This is a genomic window from Cohnella hashimotonis (genome assembly GCF_030014955.1).
GTDB lineage: Bacteria > Bacillota > Bacilli > Paenibacillales > Paenibacillaceae > Cohnella > Cohnella hashimotonis.
The window spans coordinates 135,190-153,131 of the sequence record NZ_JAGRPV010000001.1; the positions used below are offsets into that span (position 1 = coordinate 135,190).

At 59.6% G+C, this 17,942-nt stretch carries 10 protein-coding genes and 5 tRNA genes; 14 read left to right on the plus strand and 1 reads right to left on the minus strand.

Annotation, left to right across the window (positions count from 1 at the left end; genetic code table 11):
- Nucleotides 1–18: 18 nt before the first annotated feature.
- The 7 genes from KB449_RS00695 to KB449_RS00725 all read left to right on the plus strand — a co-directional run bounded on the left by KB449_RS00695 (nt 19) and on the right by KB449_RS00725 (nt 5,784).
- The gene (locus KB449_RS00695; protein ID WP_282906513.1) at nt 19–3,702 is read left to right on the plus strand and encodes an RCC1 domain-containing protein; all 3,684 of its coding nucleotides are present in this window, start codon (nt 19–21) and stop codon (nt 3,700–3,702) included.
- Between the two features lie 44 nt (nt 3,703–3,746).
- Entirely contained in the window at nt 3,747–4,745 is a 999-nt protein-coding gene (locus KB449_RS00700) for a zinc-dependent alcohol dehydrogenase (protein ID WP_282906514.1), read from the plus strand.
- A 576-nt stretch (nt 4,746–5,321) separates the two neighbouring features.
- Nucleotides 5,322–5,396: transfer RNA gene (locus tag KB449_RS00705), tRNA-Gly, on the plus strand.
- Between the two features lie 6 nt (nt 5,397–5,402).
- A tRNA-Arg gene (locus KB449_RS00710) sits at nt 5,403–5,479 on the plus strand.
- Nucleotides 5,480–5,494: 15 nt separating this feature from the next.
- Nucleotides 5,495–5,571: transfer RNA gene (locus tag KB449_RS00715), tRNA-Pro, on the plus strand.
- Between the two features lie 8 nt (nt 5,572–5,579).
- Nucleotides 5,580–5,653, plus strand: a tRNA-Gly gene (locus KB449_RS00720).
- 56 nt (nt 5,654–5,709) lie between these two features.
- Nucleotides 5,710–5,784, plus strand: a tRNA-Gly gene (locus tag KB449_RS00725).
- 562 nt (nt 5,785–6,346) lie between these two features.
- Here KB449_RS00725 and KB449_RS00730 read toward each other — a convergent pair.
- Nucleotides 6,347–7,060 (minus strand): GntR family transcriptional regulator, encoded by a 714-nt coding sequence (locus KB449_RS00730; RefSeq protein WP_282906515.1) that lies wholly within the window; start codon nt 7,058–7,060, stop codon nt 6,347–6,349.
- Nucleotides 7,061–7,511: 451 nt separating this feature from the next.
- Between KB449_RS00730 and KB449_RS00735 the strand changes: the two genes are divergently transcribed.
- From KB449_RS00735 to KB449_RS00765, 7 genes are all read left to right on the plus strand, one after another.
- The gene (locus KB449_RS00735) at nt 7,512–8,876 is read left to right on the plus strand and encodes an ABC transporter substrate-binding protein (RefSeq protein WP_282906516.1); all 1,365 of its coding nucleotides are present in this window, start codon (nt 7,512–7,514) and stop codon (nt 8,874–8,876) included.
- Nucleotides 8,877–8,891: 15 nt separating this feature from the next.
- Complete coding sequence (locus tag KB449_RS00740) at nt 8,892–9,821, plus strand: carbohydrate ABC transporter permease (protein ID WP_282906517.1); 930 nt, start codon at nt 8,892–8,894, stop codon at nt 9,819–9,821.
- 15 nt (nt 9,822–9,836) lie between these two features.
- Entirely contained in the window at nt 9,837–10,766 is a 930-nt protein-coding gene (locus tag KB449_RS00745) for a carbohydrate ABC transporter permease (RefSeq protein ID WP_282906518.1), read from the plus strand.
- 75 nt (nt 10,767–10,841) lie between these two features.
- The gene (locus tag KB449_RS00750; RefSeq protein WP_282906519.1) at nt 10,842–12,170 is read left to right on the plus strand and encodes a 6-phospho-beta-glucosidase; all 1,329 of its coding nucleotides are present in this window, start codon (nt 10,842–10,844) and stop codon (nt 12,168–12,170) included.
- A gap of 68 nt (nt 12,171–12,238) precedes the next feature.
- A complete protein-coding gene (gene nagB / locus KB449_RS00755) occupies nt 12,239–12,982 on the plus strand; it encodes a glucosamine-6-phosphate deaminase (RefSeq protein ID WP_434082542.1) in 744 nt (247 codons plus the stop codon).
- Nucleotides 12,983–13,167: 185 nt separating this feature from the next.
- Nucleotides 13,168–14,922 (plus strand): S-layer homology domain-containing protein, encoded by a 1,755-nt coding sequence (locus KB449_RS00760; protein ID WP_282906521.1) that lies wholly within the window; start codon nt 13,168–13,170, stop codon nt 14,920–14,922.
- A gap of 12 nt (nt 14,923–14,934) precedes the next feature.
- On the plus strand, nt 14,935–17,490 hold the full coding sequence (locus KB449_RS00765; protein WP_282906522.1) for a hypothetical protein: 2,556 nt from the start codon (nt 14,935–14,937) through the stop codon (nt 17,488–17,490).
- The last annotated feature ends 452 nt before the right edge of the window (nt 17,491–17,942 follow it).

Consider the following 17,942-nt stretch of genomic DNA (forward strand, 5'->3'; position numbering starts at 1 on the left):
GAAACGGGGCGACGGATGATGACATTCAAAAAATATGTTTCGCTGGCGACGCTGTTTTTTGTTTTTTCTTGTGCGCTGAGCCCGATGCTGTCTAGAGCGGCCGCATTGGACTTTGCGACGAAGGCGGCATTCGACGCGCTCGACAACGGCTATAACGGCGGCAACGGCTTAATCGAACCGAACGATATCGGAGCGACGAGCCTGGCCTGGGTGGAAGGTCCGACGCTGGCGTCCTACGTTTCCATGTACAAGCAATATACGGATACGGCGTACCTGGACAAGTTCATCGCGCAGGCCGATCAAGTGCTGAATCTGCGGGACAGCGTGCGGGGGAAAACGGACTACCGCGGGCTGTCTGAGCCGACCTGGGCGGCGGCGACCCGGTTTACGGCGGGGACGGCCACGCTGCGGGATGCGAACGGCGTTCCGACGCTGGAAGTACGGAGCGCCCTGCTGTTCGATTCGTCCGAGAACGAGCTGAAAATTTCCGCGGGCACGACGCCGAACACGTTTAAGCTGGAGGCGTATACGCGGGCCGAATCGATCGCCGCGGGCGGACTTCATACGGTCGCGGTCAACTCGACCGGCCGCGTGTGGAACGCCGGCAACAATTATTACGGCCAACTGGCGTTCGGGACTGCTAACCAGAGCATTCCTTTTCCCGCGGATGGCGTAATCGACTACTACAACGTACTGAGCGTGGCAACCGCGGTTTCCGCCGGTGAATTCCACACGCTGGCGCTGGCCTCTAACGGAACCGTATTGGGCTGGGGCTATAACGCCTACGGTCAATTGGGCGACGGCTCCGGCACGAATCGGTCTGCGGCCGTAAAGGCTACGGGGTTGAGCGGCGTCGTGCAGATCGCGGCGGGATACTACCACAGTCTCGCCCTGAAGGCCGATGGAACGGTATGGAGCTGGGGGTATAACAACAGCGGTCAATTGGGCGACGGATCCACATCCAACCGTTCGGTTCCTGTTCAGGTGTCGGGGCTGAGCAACGTCGTCGCGCTGGCTGCGGGCGGATACCACAGCCTGGCGCTGAAGGACGACGGCACCGTCTGGGCTTGGGGCTCGAACCAGTTCGGCCAATTGGGCGACGGCACGACCGTCAATCGACTCTCGCCCGTTCAGGTCAGCGGACTCTCCGGGGTAACGGATATTGCCGGGGGGCTCGGACACAGTCTGGCGGCGAAAAGCGACGGTTCGGCCTGGAGCTGGGGGTTGAACGCGAATGGACAACTGGGCGACGGTACGACGGCATCGTCCGCTTCGCCCGTTCAGGCCGCTTCGCTCGGCGGCGTCGTGAAAGTTGCGGCGGGCGGCTATCATAGCCTTGCGCTCAAATCGGACAGCACGGTTCGCTCGTGGGGGGCCAACGATGCCGGCCAGCTCGGGGACGGCACCACGACCCAACGGCTTACCAACGTTCAGGTGACGGGCTTGTCCGCCACGGCGATCGCCGCGGGCAAACAGCACAATATCGCCATTACAACGGATCACCGGACGGCGTCCTGGGGACAGAATAATTATGGACAGCTCGGCAACGGGAGCACCGCCAATGCAGGAACCCCTGTCGTCTTTCGCAATATGGAGCGGGCGGACACCTACGACAACTTGACGATGGATCCTTCCAGTCCGAATTACGCGCCGAAAAAAGTCAGGGCGGAAGCCCACTGCGCCTTCGACGGAATGACCAACGGCATCACGGTCAAGGATCTGTCTTCCTCGTCTCCGCTTCCGGCCCGGAACCCGGTCGCCGGATCGGCGGTATTCGTGCCGCTGAGAATGAGCTTTCCCGTGCATACCGGCTTGTTAACCTACCCGATGGCTTCCTTCGCGCGGGTGGTCTACGAGACGCCGGCCTTGAACGCAAACCCGGTCTACAAGAGCGCGGCAGACCGTTACTTCCAAGCGGCGTTGGCCGCGGCCGCGAGCCACGATTACCAGTGGGTGGAGAACGCAAGCAACGAAGGCTGGTACGTCTATCCGAAAGGCGCACCGATGTTCGTGGACGGTTCGGAAAATCAGTTCAATCATTATTTGAGCCTGGGCAAAACCTATGTAGAGCTGGCTCAAATTCCAGGCGCGCATCAGGCAGCCGCATTGAATAAAGCGACGAGAATGGCCAACCGGATGAAAAACGATATGACATGGGACGATGTCAAGAACGCATACGTTTGGTCGTATTATCCGTCCCAAAGCGCCACTTACGCGGGCTGGGACGAACGTACGGGCGCGACCGTGAACCACGAGTACAGCGCTTGCTGGACGGCCGACCATGACGTCAACAAAATCCCGTACGCCGCTATCGAGGTCGACTTTGCAGTGGCCGCTTACGATGCCGGCATCGTCTTCGACGAGCGGGATATGCAGCGATTTGCCAACACATTTACGCGAAACGTGCTGACCTACAACGGAAGCGGTTCCCCGAAGCTGTTCTTCGCCGTCGACGGCTCGGCCGGCATCGCTCCGGAGCTGCAGGAAGTGTTCGCCACGCAGTGGATCAAGACGGCGATATGGGACGACCGGATTTACCATATGTCGCGCAAGCTTTTTGCCTCGCAGTCGTTCGATCCGTCGTTGTCGCCGTACTACACGCGCGCGGTCCATTTCAACGAGTTCGCGAAGCTGGCGGAGAAGAACGGAAAGGTATATACGTGGGGCAACAACATCTACGGCCAGCTCGGCGACGGGACGACGGCTGCCCGTTCGACGCCGTCCGCGCTGAGTTTGCAAGGCGCAATGCAGATTTCATCCGGAGAATATCACAGTCTGGCACTGAAATCGGACGGCACGGTTGTGGCGTGGGGGTACAACGCCTACGGCCAAATCGGAGACGGCTCCACGGCCAACCGCTCCGCGCCTACCGCTGTCGGTTCCTTGGCCGGCGCGATTTCCGTCAAGACCGGACACTATCACAGCTTGGCGCTGAAGGCAGACGGCACCGTCTGGGCTTGGGGCTTCAATAACAACGGACAGCTCGGAGACGGTACGTTAACGAATCGCAGTTCTCCCGTGCAAGTTGCAGGCCTGAGCAACGTGGTGGCGATCGCCGCGGGAGCCTACCACAGTCTGGCGCTGAAGGCCGACGGCACGGTGTGGGCCTGGGGTTCGAATACCGTCGGTCAATTGGGAGACAACAGCACCGTAAATCGTGCGACACCCGTGCTAGTGTCGGGGTTGACCGGCGTAGAAGCGCTTGACGGAGGCATCGGACACAGCGTGGCCTTGAAAAAGGACGGCACGGTATGGAGCTGGGGGTACAACAGCGACGGACAGTTGGGAATCGGTACGACGGTCAATCGCAGCGCTCCCGTGCAAATAGCCGGACTGGCTAAAATAACGGCAGTCGTTGCCGGAGGTTATCACAGCGTCGCCTTAAAGTCCGACGGTTCCGTGTTCGCTTGGGGAGCCAACGGAGAAGGCCAGCTTGGAATCGGGACGACTGCCGGCCGCACTTCGCCCGTTCAGGTGCCGGGACTTGCCGACGTCAAATCGATCGGCGCGGGACTGTACCATAGCTTGGCCGCCAAATACGGAGACGGAACGGTATGGGCATGGGGCGACAATGGCTACGGCCAGTTGGGAGACGGAACGACGACGGATCGGTTGTCTCCGGTGCAGGCGGCCGGAATCGGTTCGATCATGCGGATCGAAGGCGGGGCTTACTCTACGACGGCTTTGCAGTTCGCAAGATGACGTTCAGGCGCTAAAGAGATGATGGAACGGAGAGATTCAGGCAAATGAGGCGTATTGCAGCGAAAGACGGAATGCCGGTACTGGAAGCTTTCGATCCGGCGGATGCGGGAGATCAGGAAGTGAGAATCCGGATGGCCTATTCCGCCGTCAGTCCGGGCACGGAGCTGATGCATCTTCGAAACAAAACGCCTCGAGCATTGTTGGGATACAGCGGGGCGGGCGTCGTCGAATCCGTCGGAAGCGGCGTTCGGCATCTTCGCCCCGGACAGAGAGCCGCGGTTTACGGCGTACCCACCCACAGCGATGTAATCGTCGCGCCCAAGCATCTGACCGTTCCGGTTCCGGACAGCGTCGATCTGCGGGAGGCCGCATTCGCCGGAATCGGTGCGATCGCGATTCATGCGCTGCGGCAGGCCGACCTGCGATTCGGCGAAAGCATGGTTGTCGTCGGACTGGGCATGCTGGGACAATTGACGGCGCAAATCGGTCACGCGGCCGCTTATGTCGTCCTTGCCACCGACAACAACGAATCGCGGTGCCGGATCGCGGCCCGCCGGCTGCCCGGATCGGCGATCGGTTCGACGGAAGCGTGGCTTGAATCCCGGCTCCAACGGGATACCGAGGGCGGCCTCGGAGCCGATTGTGTGATGCTCTGCGCAGGCGGCGGCGGGGACTCCCTGCTGGAGCAGAGCGTCGGCTGGCTGCGGGACCGCGGACGAATCGTCATCGTCGGCGTTCCCAATCCGGCGTTCGACCGCAACGCCTTGTTCGCCAAAGAAGCGGATATCCGCATCTCCCGGGCGGGGGGACCGGGCCGTTACGATCCGTCGTACGAAGCGGGCGGCGTCGATTATCCGCTCGGCTACGTACGCTGGACGGAAGGGCGTAATTTGTCGGCTTTCCTCCGGCTGCTGGAGGAGCGGCGGATCGACCTCAAACCGCTCATAACCAGCGAGTGGCCGCTAGGCAACGCGGCAGAAGCTTATCGCCGCTGCGCGGAAGCGCCGGCCGAAGAAGTCGGACTTTTGTTCAGGGCGGATTAATTCAACCGGCTTGTATTCAAGGGGCAATAGAAACCGGTTCCGGCGTTTGCCGAGAACCGGTTTTAAGGTTGAAGCGGAGGCGGCACGTATTTCGTGCCCCTCAATATCGGCAAATGGGCACGATTCGCTGCGCTGCAGTGAAGGGGGCGAATGCCATGACTTGGCATCCTTATAACCGGTCTGGCCGTTGAGATCAAGATGGCGGCAATTTGCGATTGCCTGGAATCCAACGGCTGGGACGCTGACGGCTTCCCGCTCCGTGGAGGCGAACAGGGTCACGAGCTCGGTCGCGCTGAGCTTTGACAACCTTGCGCAGCTTGGGGAGGGCGAACCGGTCGCTTGTCGGGGCGCATGAAAAGCGCTTAGTGAACCGGGCATCCCCGCTTATTCACTCTATCGTTACGCAACCGCCGGAAGGCATGTTTTTCGACCTTTTCCCGCATGCAAAAGGGGCATTTAAAGAAAATCAAAAAATAACTTGCAATTTGTTTTGGAAGTTGCTATTATAAAAAAGTCGCCTTTGAGGAAAAACGATCGCGGGCAACTGAGAAAAAGCGTTGCGAATGTCGACAATATGCGGAAATAGCTCAGTGGTAGAGCATCTCGTTGCCAACGAGAAGGTCGCGGGTTCGAATCCCGTTTTCCGCTCCATGATATGCGCCCTTAGCTCAGCTGGATAGAGCGTCAGACTACGAATCTGAAGGCCGGGAGTTCGAATCTCTCAGGGCGCGCCACTTTTTTCATACTGTCGGGACGTAGCTCAGCTTGGTAGAGCACCTGGTTTGGGACCAGGGGGTCGCATGTTCGAATCGTGTCGTCCCGACCATTTGTTGCGCGGGTGTAGTTCAATGGTAGAACCTCAGCCTTCCAAGCTGATGGCGTGGGTTCGATTCCCATCACCCGCTCCAACAACCACTTGCAAGCATCAGCCTTGCCATCAAGGCTTTTTATTTTGATTACATATGCGGAAATAGCTCAGTGGTAGAGCATCTCGTTGCCAACGAGAAGGTCGCGGGTTCGAATCCCGTTTTCCGCTCCATAACGAACCTTCATCCGCCTTGATGGCGGATTTTTTGTTTTGATGATTGGTACCAATCCAGATGCGGCGCCTAGAGCCAAACCTAACGCCGTGCTCCCGCCTGCCGCAAGAAGTCTCAACCGGAAACAAAAAAGCCCCGTCGCAACCTCGCCTGGCGTAAAAAGTCTCAACCGGAAATAAAAAAGCCTCGTCGCAACCTCGCCTGGCGTAAAAAGTCTCAACCGGAAACAAAAAAGTCCCGTCGCAACCTCACCTGCCGCAAAAAGTCTCAATCGGAAACAAAAAAAGCCTCGTCGCAACCTCGCCTGCCGCAAAAAGTCTCAACCGGAAACAAAAAAGCCTCGTCGCAACCTCGTCTGCCGCAAAAAGTCTCAACCGGAAACAAAAAAGCCTCGTCGCAACCTCGCATGCTGCAAAAAGTCTCAACCGGAAACAACGTCGCAACCTCGTCTGCCGTAAGAAGTCTCAATCGGAAACAAAATGACCGTCTTGCTGCTTGCTAAGCCGCAAGAGACGAAGCGCGAAAATCCGCGCACCGCCTCTATATGGTAAAGCGGAACCCTCAATAAATTCGCTCGATCGTGAAGTTCGGGAAATCCCCGCGGAAAATGCCGTAGTTGTATTCAAGCGGCGTGTTGTCCGTCAGATACGTGATCGTCTGCACCTCGAAACAGGGTGAGCCTTCGGGAATGTTGAGCAGCTTCGCGACCTGCTTGTCCGCAAGCACGGGCTTCAGCTTCTCGACGGAACGGTGGATCTGCAGATGGTAGCGGCTTTGGATGAGCGAAAATAACGAGCCTTCGTCATGATTGAGCGCAAGGCCCGGCGCCAGACTCCAGGGAATGTAAGAGGTCTCGTAGATCAGCGGCTCGTTATCGGCGTATCGAAGACGCACAAGCTTCGTCACCGGCGATTCGAGGGGGATGCCGAGCACGCCGGCGAGCGGCGAGTCCGCAGGCACGACAACGGCTTCGAGCACCTTGTTGCTGGGCTTTTTGCCCTGGGCGCTGATATCCTCGGAAAAGCTGCGCGTCGCGAGTAGCTGCAGCTCCTTGCGCTTGACGAACGTCCCGCTCCCTTGGATCCGCTCAAGAATGCCTTCCCTCTCCAGCTCCTGGAGCGCGTATCGTACGGTCGTGCGGCTCACTTGATACTGATCGCACAGCTCCGACTCTGTTGGCAATCGATCCCCTACTTTATACTCCTCGGATTGAATTTGAAGCAGCAGCTTCTCCTTCAGCATCGCGTAAAGGGGATTATGTTGTTTCTTTGTCATTACAAATTACCTCCACTAAGTGCAACTGCCAACATTCATCATTATAAATGTATTCGTCATATTTGTGAATCGAATCCTCATTTCCATGCAATTTCGCTATGTTTTTGCGAATTCATTGTAAAGATAACGCTTGCTTACCCTCCGAACTGTCCAAAGCATACAAAAATAATTTAGATGATTGACAAAGGTAATAACAAATAATAACATGTACTTAATTCATTATTACCATTGAGGGATGAGGGGATAAGGAAGGTACGAATTGACTGGCGGAGCAAAGCTTGGAAGAACATCCGATGTTTGCTTGCGCAGCGCCGGCGGAAACCGCAAAAAGGCACGATCAAGAGAAGTGCGAGTCCGCCAACCGTCAAGCTAATGACAAAAGAAAGCGTTACCAGACCAATGGTGAAAACGGTAACATCCAAAACGAATTCAGATCGGGAGGTCGTACGTTTTGCTAAACAAACATTCCTGGCCCAAGTGGGCCGCACCGGTCCTCTTATCCGCAGCGCTGTTGTCGGCTTGCGGTGTAACGCCGGCCGCCAAGTCGGACGCTTCGCAAGACGCTTCGTCGTCGGCTTCCGCCGGCGGCGCGCAAGCCGAGATGGACTGGTCCAAGCTCGGCGACGGCTCGCAAAAGGGCAAGAAAATCACCGTGCTTATGGTCGATACCGACGGACGCGTCGCCGAAATGGCTAAAAAGTTTACCGAAGAGACCGGCATCGAAGTAAACTTCATGGGCGTCGATTACAACTCGCTCTTCGGCAAGATCACGACGGCCTCGCTGTCCAGCTCCTCCGACATCGACATCATCGAGATGGATACGATCTGGGGTGGCCAGTTTTACGAAGGCAAGATCGCCGCGGACCTGACGAACGTCATGCCCAAGGAGACCCTCGCGAACTACACGCAATCCTCTGTCGATTCGGTCATCTACAACGGCCACGTGCTCGCCATTCCTTACTACTCCAGCAGCAAGCATCTGTACTGGAATAAAAAGCTGCTCGCCGATGCGGGCTATGACGCACCGCCCAAGACGTGGGACGAATTCCGCGAGATGTCCAAGAAACTGACCAAAAACGGCGTCTACGGCTCGGCCTGGTCCTGGAAGCAGGCGGAATCGCTCAACATCGACTTCGACACCATCGTCGCTGCGTTCGGCGGCAAGCTGCTCGACGACCAAGGCAAGCTGCATGTCAATTCCAAAGAGGCCGTGCAGGCGCTCACGTACATGACGGACCTGCTGCACGTCGACAAGACGGTCGATCCTTCCAGCCTTCAGTGGACGGAGGACGACGTGAAGAACGCCTTCGCCGCCGGCAAGATCGCCATGATGATCAACTGGGAGGGCATGTATCCCGACCTGAACAACGCGGAAATGTCGCAGGTGGTCGGACAGACCGACGTCGGCCTGATCCCTGGACAGGGAGACATCAAGTCCACCGCCGTATCCGGCTCCGAAGGCATCGGCATCATGCAGAGCAGCAAGAACAAGCAGGCCGCGCTGGAGTTCGTCAAGTGGATCGGTGAAAAGGGCTTCCAGCTCGACAACTTCAAGGAAATGGGCATCTATCCGTCGCTGAAGAGCCTGTACGAGGATCCCGACATGATCGCCGCGGATACGACCGAGACGCTGGGCAAGATCGTCGAGCAGTTCCAGTACGGCTCCAATCGCCCGAATGCGCCGGGTTACGTCGAGTGGGCCGACATCCAATCGAACGAGATTTACAGCGCGCTCGTGAAAAACAAAACGCCGCAGCAGGCGCTGGACGACGCGGCTACCAAGATCGACCAAGCGATACAGCGCGCGGCCAAATAGCAAGGAGGAGCAGGAGTGGCTGAGCCGAACGCGGCACCCAAGAGAAAACGAGCGAAATACACGCCCGCCATGCGACAAGACGCGCTGCTGGCCTATGTGCTGCTGGTGCCGACCCTTTACATTCTGTTCCGCATCTTTGTCGTACCGATCTTTCAATCCTCGGTATGGAGTCTCTATAAGTACAACCTGATGGACGGTTCGGATCCGAAGCCCGTGGGCCTTGGCAACTATGCCGACATCTTCAAGCTGCAAGACTTTTGGACGTCGATGGGGAACACCGTGTACTTCACGGTTTTCTCCGTCGCGGCCGAGCTTGCGATCGGATTTTTCGCCGCGCTGCTTCTGAACCACGCATTCAAGGGCCGGCTGCTGTTCAGAGGCATGATCATGATTCCGTGGGCGATGCTGACGCTCGTCAGCGGCCTGCTCTGGAACTGGATCTACCAGCCGGGCTACGGCGCGCTGACGGTCGTGCTGCACAATCTGCATCTGCTGCCGGACTCGTCCAACCCGCTCTGGCTGTCCAGCTCGACGAAGGTCGTCACGTTCTCGGCGATCGCGGACATTTGGAAGATGACGCCGTTCATGACGCTGCTGCTGCTGGCGGGGCTTCAGAGCATTCCGCATTCGTTGTACGAAGCGGCGGTGATCGACGGAGCGGGCTTCTGGAAAAAGCTTCGGCATATCACTGTACCGCAGCTGCTTCCTACGGCGATCGTCGCGGTTATCCTGCGCATCATCGGCGCGTACCGGGTGTACGACATCCTCACGGTATTCACGGGCGACGCCAAAACCTCGACCTCGTATCTGACTTACAATTATGCCTTCCGTTATTTCTATCTTGGCAAGGCGTCGGCGATGGCATGGGTATCCACGCTGCTGATACTGATCCTCGTCATCGTCTACATGGTGCTGCTCAAGCGCAACCAAGATTCCCACCTTTAAGGAGCCGAGCAACGTATGGAATCGACTAACAACGGCGCCGGCATCCGGCGCTGGTTCACGAGGCCGCGCGACGGCGATCTGATGCCGCCGTTTTATCTGTGGCTCGGCATCGTACTGCTGACGCTGTTCACGATGGGACCTTTCGTCTATCTGCTGACGAGCTCGCTCAGCCTGACGCGCGATCTGCTGTCCGGCCATCTGCTGCCGCATTCGCCGACATGGCTCAATTATCGGCATCTGCTGGGAGGAACGGTCGGCAGCGATTTCTTCCACGCGCTTCGCAACAGCTTCACCGTAAGCGCGCTTACGACGGTGCTGACGATCGTCGTCGGCACGTTAGGCGGCTACGCGCTGGCCAGACTCAAGTTTCCGCTGCGCGTCACGCTGCTGTTCATCATCCTGGCGATGCAGCTGCTGCCCTCGATCAGCATCATCGTCCCGCTGTACGTCATGATGCGGGACGGCATCGACTTCAGCATTCCGTTCACGAGCATCGGCTGGCATACGCCGCCGCTGCTCGATACGAACGCGGCGCTGATCGCCGCCAATTTGTCCTTTTCCCTGCCGTATGCGGCCTGGCTGCTGTCGGGCTATCTGCAGGGCGTGTCCAGGGAGCTCGAGGAGGCCGCGTACATCGACGGCTGCGGCAAGCTCGGTACGATGGCGCGCATTCTCGTTCCGCTCGCGATGCCCGGCATCGCGGCCACCGCGATCTTCACGTTCCTCAACTGCTGGGACGAATTTATCTACGCCAATGCATTCACCCAGACCGTCGCTTCGAAGACGCTGCCGATCGTCGTACGGGAGTTCATCGGCAAGCACAGCATCGACTGGGGCCTTATGACCGCCGGCGGCATCGTCGCCTCGCTGCCGCCGGTGATCATCTCGCTCGTGCTCTACCGTTATATCGTGAGCGGCCTGTCGGCCGGCGGCGTCAAGGAATAAGCCGGCGACGGGCGGAGGCCGAGGGTTGCAAGTCAGCGCGGGTCGCAAGTCAGCAAGATGAAGGAGCGTAAAAGTATGACCAGACAACATCTGAAGGTGGCCGTCATCGGAGGCGGGTCCTCCTACACGCCTGAATTGATCGACGGCATTTTGCGGTATCACGACGAATTTCCGGTTCGGGAGCTCGTGCTGGCGGACATCGCTGCGGGCGCTGAAAAGCTGGCGATCGTAGCGGATCTGGCTCGCCGCATGATCGCGCGCAGCGGCAAGGAGATCTCGCTTCGAACGACGCTCGACCGCCGCGAGGCGATCGCCGGGGCTGACTTCGTCACGACGCAGCTCCGGGTCGGCATGCTCGAGGCGAGATCGCTCGACGAAAAAATCCCGCTGTCGCACGGCCTGATCGGCCAGGAGACGACTGGGGCCGGCGGCTTCGCCAAGGCGCTGCGGACCGTCCCGGTCATCCTGGACATCTGCCGGGACATGGAGGAGCTGGCGCCGGACGCATTCCTCGTCAACTTTACCAATCCCGCCGGACTCGTCACGGAGGCGGTGCTGAAGCACTCTCGCATCAAGACGGTCGGGCTGTGCAATCTTCCGATCGACACCAAGATGCAGATCGCGGCGCTGTACGGCGTGGAGCCGGAGCGAGTGTTCATCGAGATGGCGGGCATCAACCATCTGCACTGGACGACGCGCGTGCTGCTGGACGGCGAGGACGTCACGGCCGCGTTTCTGAAGACGCTCGGCTCAGGCAAAGGACTGACGGTCAAAAACGTCCCCGACCTGGAGTGGGACGCTGCGTTCATCTCTTCGCTCGGCGCGCTGCCGTGCTCGTATCATCGCTACTATTATATGAAGAACGAAATGCTGGCCGAGCTGGCGTCCGCCTTCGAACGCACGGGCAGAACCCGCGCCGATGAGGTCAAGTCGGTCGAAGCCGAGCTGTTCGACATCTATCGCCGTCCCGAGGTGACGGAGAAGCCCAAACAGCTGGAGAAAAGGGGCGGCGCCTACTACTCCGAGGCCGCGGTGCGGCTCATGAAGTCGATCTACACGGACAAGGGCGACATTCAGGTCGTCAACGTGAGAAACGGTGGCATCATCTCCTGCCTGCCTGATGATGCCTCGATCGAGGTCAACTGCGTTATCAAGGCGGACGGCGCGCATCCGCTGCAGCTGGCAGCGCCGTTGTCTCCGCAAATTCGCGGGCTGCTGCAGCTCGTCAAGTCTTACGAGGAATTGACCATCGAGGCAGCCGTGCACGGCGACCGCCATGCGGCGCTGCAAGCGCTCACGGTTCACCCGCTCGTCGGCGACGCCGCGCTGGCGAAGGCGGTGCTCGCCGACATTCTGGAGGCGAACGCGGCTTACCTGCCGCAGTTCGCGGCGCTGGTGCCGTGAGGCCGGCCGTGAACGCGGCGGACGCGGCGGATGTGGCGGACGCGGAGGCCGGACGGCTCGTGCAGGGCGTGCAAGTCGTGATATTGCCGTCCGCGGCCGAAGCGGAGCAACATGTCGCGACGTTGTTCGCGGAGCAGCTGAGGCGCAAGCCGGACAGCGTGCTCGGACTGGCGACCGGCGGGACGCCGGTGGGCGTCTACCGGGCGCTGGTTGCGGCGCATCGCCTGGGCGAAGCGGACTTCGGCCGGGCGCGGACGTTTAACCTCGACGAATATGCCGGGGTGCCGTCCGCGCATCCGCAAAGCTACGCGGCTTACATGAGAACGCATCTGTTCGATCTGGTCAACCTGACGCCGGACAGGACGCACCTGCCGGAAGGCGACGCCGCGAATGCCGAAGACGCTTGCAGGCTGTACGACGCGCTCTATCGCTATTACGGTCCCGCGGATCTCCAACTGCTCGGCATCGGGCTGAACGGCCATATCGGCTTCAACGAGCCGGGGTTCGCTTCCGCGCCGGGCGGCACGCATGTCGTGCGGCTGGACGAATCGACCCGTCGGGCGAACGCGCGGTTTTTCGGAGCAGACGAGCAGGTGCCGGAATACGCGTTGACGATGAGCGCGGGGCGGATCCTGCAGGCCAGGTCCATCGTGCTGCTCGCCACGGGCGCGGCCAAGGCGGCGATCGTCGCCCGGGCGCTCGAAGGGCCGATCGGCACCGATTGCCCGGCGTCGCTGCTGCAGCTGCATCCGGACGCGACGGTCGTGCTTGATCGCGAGGCTGCCGGCGCGCTGGCGCCCGAGAGGGGCTGATCGGCCGGCGGCGCGGCGTCGGATCGGGCGGGGGAGCAAGGCAAGGGGTCATGCAATAGAACAATGCAATAAAGCAATGAAACAGAGCAATGAAACGAGGCAATGAAACGAGGTAATGAAACGAGGCAATGCAAGGGGTTCGGAGCATCAGACTCGTCCAAACGATCAACCGAGGAGGCTCTCAAATGGGCAAAAGGTGGAAGCAAGGAGCAGTGTCGCTGCTGTCGGCGTCGGCGCTGATGGCGCTCGGGCAAGGCGCGTATGCCGCGACGTCCGCGGAGACGATTCCGGCCTGGGCATCGGCCGAGATTCAGACATGGCAGGAGCTCGGGCTGCTGAAAGGCGATCAGAACGGACTCGTCCGTCCGAACGGCGCCGTAACGCGCGCTGAACTGGCCGCGATGCTGAATCGCATATACGGCTATGAGGCGGGCAGCGCGGCATCGTTTGCGGATGTGCCGGCGCAGGCCTGGTATGCAGCCGATATCGCGAAGGTTGCGGCGGCAGGCATTATGCAGGGCGATGCGGCAGGCAACGCGACGCCGCTGGCCAACGTGACCCGCGAGCAAGCGGCCGTCATGCTGGGCCGGGCGCTGCACTTGAGCGCGGCAACGTCCGCCGGCGCATTCGCCGACGAAGGCCAGATCGCCGCCTGGGCGAAGGACGCGGTGCATGCGCTGCAGGAAACAGGCTACATAACGGGAACGCCTGCGGGCGATTTCCAGCCCAAGAAAAGCCTGACGCGCGCCGAAGCGGTCAAGATGCTGAACGGGGCGATGGGGACGCTGATCGCCGACGGCGCCGCGCATGACGGCGTGTCCGGCGGCAATCTAACCGTCAACAAGCCGGGCGCGAAGCTGACCGGCCTGAACCTGACGGGCAGCCTGTATATCGCGCCGGGCGTAGGCGACGGCGAAGTGACGATCGAAGGCTCGAGCGTCGGCGGCACAATCTACGTGCTCGGCGGCGGCGCGCATACGGTCGTGCTGAAGGATACGAAAGCGGCGCGCCTTGTTGTGGACAAGAAATCGGGCGAGATCCGCGTTAAGCTCGAGGGAGATACGAACATCGCCAATGTCGAATTCGCGTCGGGCGGCGAGCTGGACAACGGTTCCGCGCAGCCTGTCGGCGTCGTCTTGATTAAGACGAAGCCTACAGACACGGTCCATTGGAAGGGCGATGCGAAGGAGCTGACATTCGCATCGGGCCTGTCGTTTGAAGGTTCTGCGGGACATATCTCGAAGTTCACGGCAGCCTCGGGCTTGAAGAACGGTAAGATCGTGCTGGCACCCGATTTTCAGCTGGAAACGTTCACGGCCGACGGTCCCGTACAAGTGACGGGCGAAGGCAAGATCGGGACGGCGATCATCAACGCGGAAGGCGTCGAGCTGTCCAAGGCGCCGGGCGTGCTGACGCTGAACGCGAAGAGCGCTACGGTCGCCGGCGAGACGAAATCGAGCGGCGGCACGGGCAGCAGCGGCAGCAACGGCAGCGGCGGCGTAATCGACCTCAGCACGAAGCTGTACAGCTACGCGGAAGCGTCCTCGCAATTGGGCGGCACGACGGCCGAGCTGCAGGTCAAGCAGTATATCGCGTTCCTGCAGGACCCGAGCTACAAGCCTAGCGTAGCCAACTCGGCGACCAAGGTACCGGATCTGACGAATGCGACGACCTACGTCAATTCTTCCTTTGACGTCAAGCCTTCGATCTTCGCCTCGCTCCGGGGCGTCAACACTTCGGTGCTGGACGCGTCGCGTACGTGGCTGTGGCTCGGAACGAACGACGGCGTAACGCGCGTCCGCCTCACGGACAACGAGATGAAGTCCTACACGACGGCAAGCAACGATCTGAAGGACGACAAGGTGCTGCTTCTGATCTCGGACGGCAGAACGGGCGTTTACGCGATCACCGCGACCGGCGTATCCCACATCCAACAATAAGGAAGGTGCCCCATGGCGAACAAAAAACTTAGCAAATGGATGACCGGTGCGCTGACCGCGACGCTGGCCGCCGCGATCGCCGTTCCGTCCGTCAGCGCGAATGTCGCGCTTCCCGGCGCGAGATTCGCGCCGGTCCAGCTCCATGCCGCAGCGACCAAAAACGTCGCTTATTACAAAGCGGGCGACGCCTCCATCCCGGCAGATCTCGCATGGACGACCGCCACCGACATTCCGTTTCTGCCCGGCGCCGTGACCGGCGACGTCACCGCCGCGTTCAAGGACAAGAACAACGTCTACTGGATCGGCACCAAGACCGGCTTGCAGCGCGTTGACTTCACGGAATCCGACGCGCGTGACATCGTTCAGTACTTCGCGGGTCCGCGTTATCTGTACGGCGGAGACGATAATGTGCTGGCGCTCGCCAACGACGACAACGGCGGCGTATGGGCCAAGACGGCAAGCGGCGTCACGCACATCACGATGCCCAAGATGACGCTGCTCGAGCGGACATCCGTCTACGAGAAGCTTGTCAAGGCCGTCAACGATCGCCGCGGCATGGCTTCGGGCGCCTCGTTCACTTTCTCGGACGGCGCTAACACGAGCATCGATTATAACTCCGCAACCGGAACCTTCACGGGATCGCCTGCGACCAGCGATAATGACGGCTTGTGGACGACGATGTACGCGATGGGCGAGATCTTCCGCTACCGTACGCTGAAGGACGAAGCAGGCTCGAGCCCGACGACGCAGCAGAAGGCGGATATCGCGGCCGCAAAAGCCGATGCGCTGCGCGCCTCCAAAGCGGTTCTGCTGCTGGACTACGTGTCCGGCCGCGGCAACGGTTTTCCCGCCCGTTCCTATATGCTAACCAGCGAAGGGCTTGCGCAGACGACGGACGGCACCGACTATGGCTTCCAAAGCCAGAACGGCCTCTGGTTCCATACGATCGTCGGCGACAACGCCGTCAATCCGAACGCAATCATTCCGAGCATGCAGCAGGCCGGCAAGACGCCGATCGGTTACGGCCTCGTACGGGTCACCAAGGACGCCGAGAGCAAGAAGGGCGACACGCTGTTCCCTTCCGGCGGCTCGGACGTCATGAATTACAACGGCTTCGGTCTGAGCCAAGAGGCGATCGACGCGCTGAACGCAACCCGGCCTGCAGGGCAAAAGCTGGGTATCGATATCAAGACCTCTGTCGCACAGGGCGTTTATCAGGTGCTGCCTGTCATCACCGCCAAGACGAACAACGCGAACGCGGCGGAGGACAAAACGACGAACGCTTCGAACAAGCCGCTGTTCCAGCTGACCGTGCCCGTTTACGAGAAGATTCCGAAGTTCTTCAACGATCTGTTCCCGGCCAGCGCCATCGGCAGCGACGGTTATATCGATCAGAATCAGATCGTCTACAAAGCCGATACTTCCTCGGATGAGGTCGACGGCCACTACGCGCTCTTTTTCACCGCTTATCAATATCTGGTCGACGATACGTCCGATCCTGAACTGGCCGAGTTCAAGCGTCTGACCGCAGAGGCGACCGATCGCATGACGAATTTGATCCTGAAGGACGATCACTACTACATCGAGGACGCGACGGGCAAGTCGACCCAATGGTCCAGATGGTTGTCTAAATACTTCAACGACAGCTTGTCCGTCATGGAAAAGCAGGCGCTTTGGACGCAGCACATCGGCGTGGACGAAAACGGCGACGACGCGCTGTCCTACGGTTACGAGGACGGTCCGCTCAACGCGCTTGAGATCATGTCCATGCTCAAGACGGCAATCACCGTGACCGCGGAGGCGTATCCGCAGGATCAGGCCAAGTTCAAGGCGGCCTACGATCTGGTGTACGACGGCGATTACAGCAAGGAAGAGCCGTTCGTCAACGGCAAGGGCTTCATCAACATGGCGCTGGACTATCAAGAGCGCAGACTCGTGCGTCAGGCGAACAACGCCTACAACATTAACGACAACAATCCTGTTACGTATGAGAAACCCGGCTACACGGGCGACCGCGAAGACGATTCCAACATCAACGGAACGCTGCATGGCGATTGGACCCAGTACATCAACTATTCGGACGAGGAGCTTGGCTGGTTCCCGGTCTACGAATTGATTTTGCAGGAACAAGATCCGGTCCGCAAAGCGCAAATCGTCGCGGCTTACGACCAATGGTACGCGAACGAGAAACGCGAGGAAAATCCGTTCTACACGTTCCTGTACCAAATGGCGCATCCGGAGGATACGAGCGTCGACCTCGCGTCGGCCGTCCGCTTCCTGTACCGCATGCCGCTGTACCGCATCGAGTTCGCCGCTCAATACGACCGTCAGGACGTCCTCTATATCGAGCCGGGCGATCGCGACAAGTACAAGCAAACGAACTACGCGCTTGCGCCGGACGAACGCAAGATCATCAAGAACAACAACAACCCGTTCGCCCAGCTCGACGCGGCTTATACCGTCAATCCGAATTACGATTACAACCACGGCAGCATGGACACGTCCGCGGTCTTCACCCTTCCTTACTGGATGGGCCGTTATTTCGGCATCATCAAGGAAGTGCAGTAAACCGTTCGGTTACGCCAAAGCTTGATTTAAAAAGAGCTGTCCCGCAAGTCATGAAAATGACTGTGGGGCGGCTCTTTTTCTTTTGACGGCCATCGACTTGTTCAACTGCGCTGCGGAGCGCATCATGTGCGTATCATGCGTATGAGGAAAATGCTAATTACTATAGTCTCGCGGATCTGCCAGCGGCGGGCGTGCAGGTGTGGTGGTGGTGGTGGTGGTGGTGGTGGTGGTGGTGGTGGTGGTGGTGGTGGTGGTGGTGGTGGTGGTGGTGGTGGTGGTGGTGGGAACCGAGGTGAAGAAGTTCTGTCTAGAGCTACATCGCCGGATCGCGGCACCAATAGAAGCGAAGAAGTTCTATCTAGAGCTACATCGTCGGATCGCGGCACCAACAGAAGCGAAGAAGTTCTATCTAGAGCTACATCGTCGGATCGCGGCACCAACAGAAGCGAAGA

Coding starts and splice junctions, on each gene's coding strand:
- KB449_RS00765 (WP_282906522.1), top strand. CDS start 14,935: ATGGCGAACAAAAAACTTAGCAAATGGATGACCGGTGCGCTGACCGCG.
- KB449_RS00750 (WP_282906519.1), top strand. CDS start 10,842: ATGACCAGACAACATCTGAAGGTGGCCGTCATCGGAGGCGGGTCCTCC.
- KB449_RS00745 (WP_282906518.1), top strand. CDS start 9,837: ATGGAATCGACTAACAACGGCGCCGGCATCCGGCGCTGGTTCACGAGG.
- KB449_RS00695 (WP_282906513.1), top strand. CDS start 19: ATGACATTCAAAAAATATGTTTCGCTGGCGACGCTGTTTTTTGTTTTT.
- KB449_RS00760 (WP_282906521.1), top strand. CDS start 13,168: ATGGGCAAAAGGTGGAAGCAAGGAGCAGTGTCGCTGCTGTCGGCGTCG.
- KB449_RS00730 (WP_282906515.1), bottom strand. CDS start 7,060: ATGACAAAGAAACAACATAATCCCCTTTACGCGATGCTGAAGGAGAAG.
- KB449_RS00700 (WP_282906514.1), top strand. CDS start 3,747: ATGAGGCGTATTGCAGCGAAAGACGGAATGCCGGTACTGGAAGCTTTC.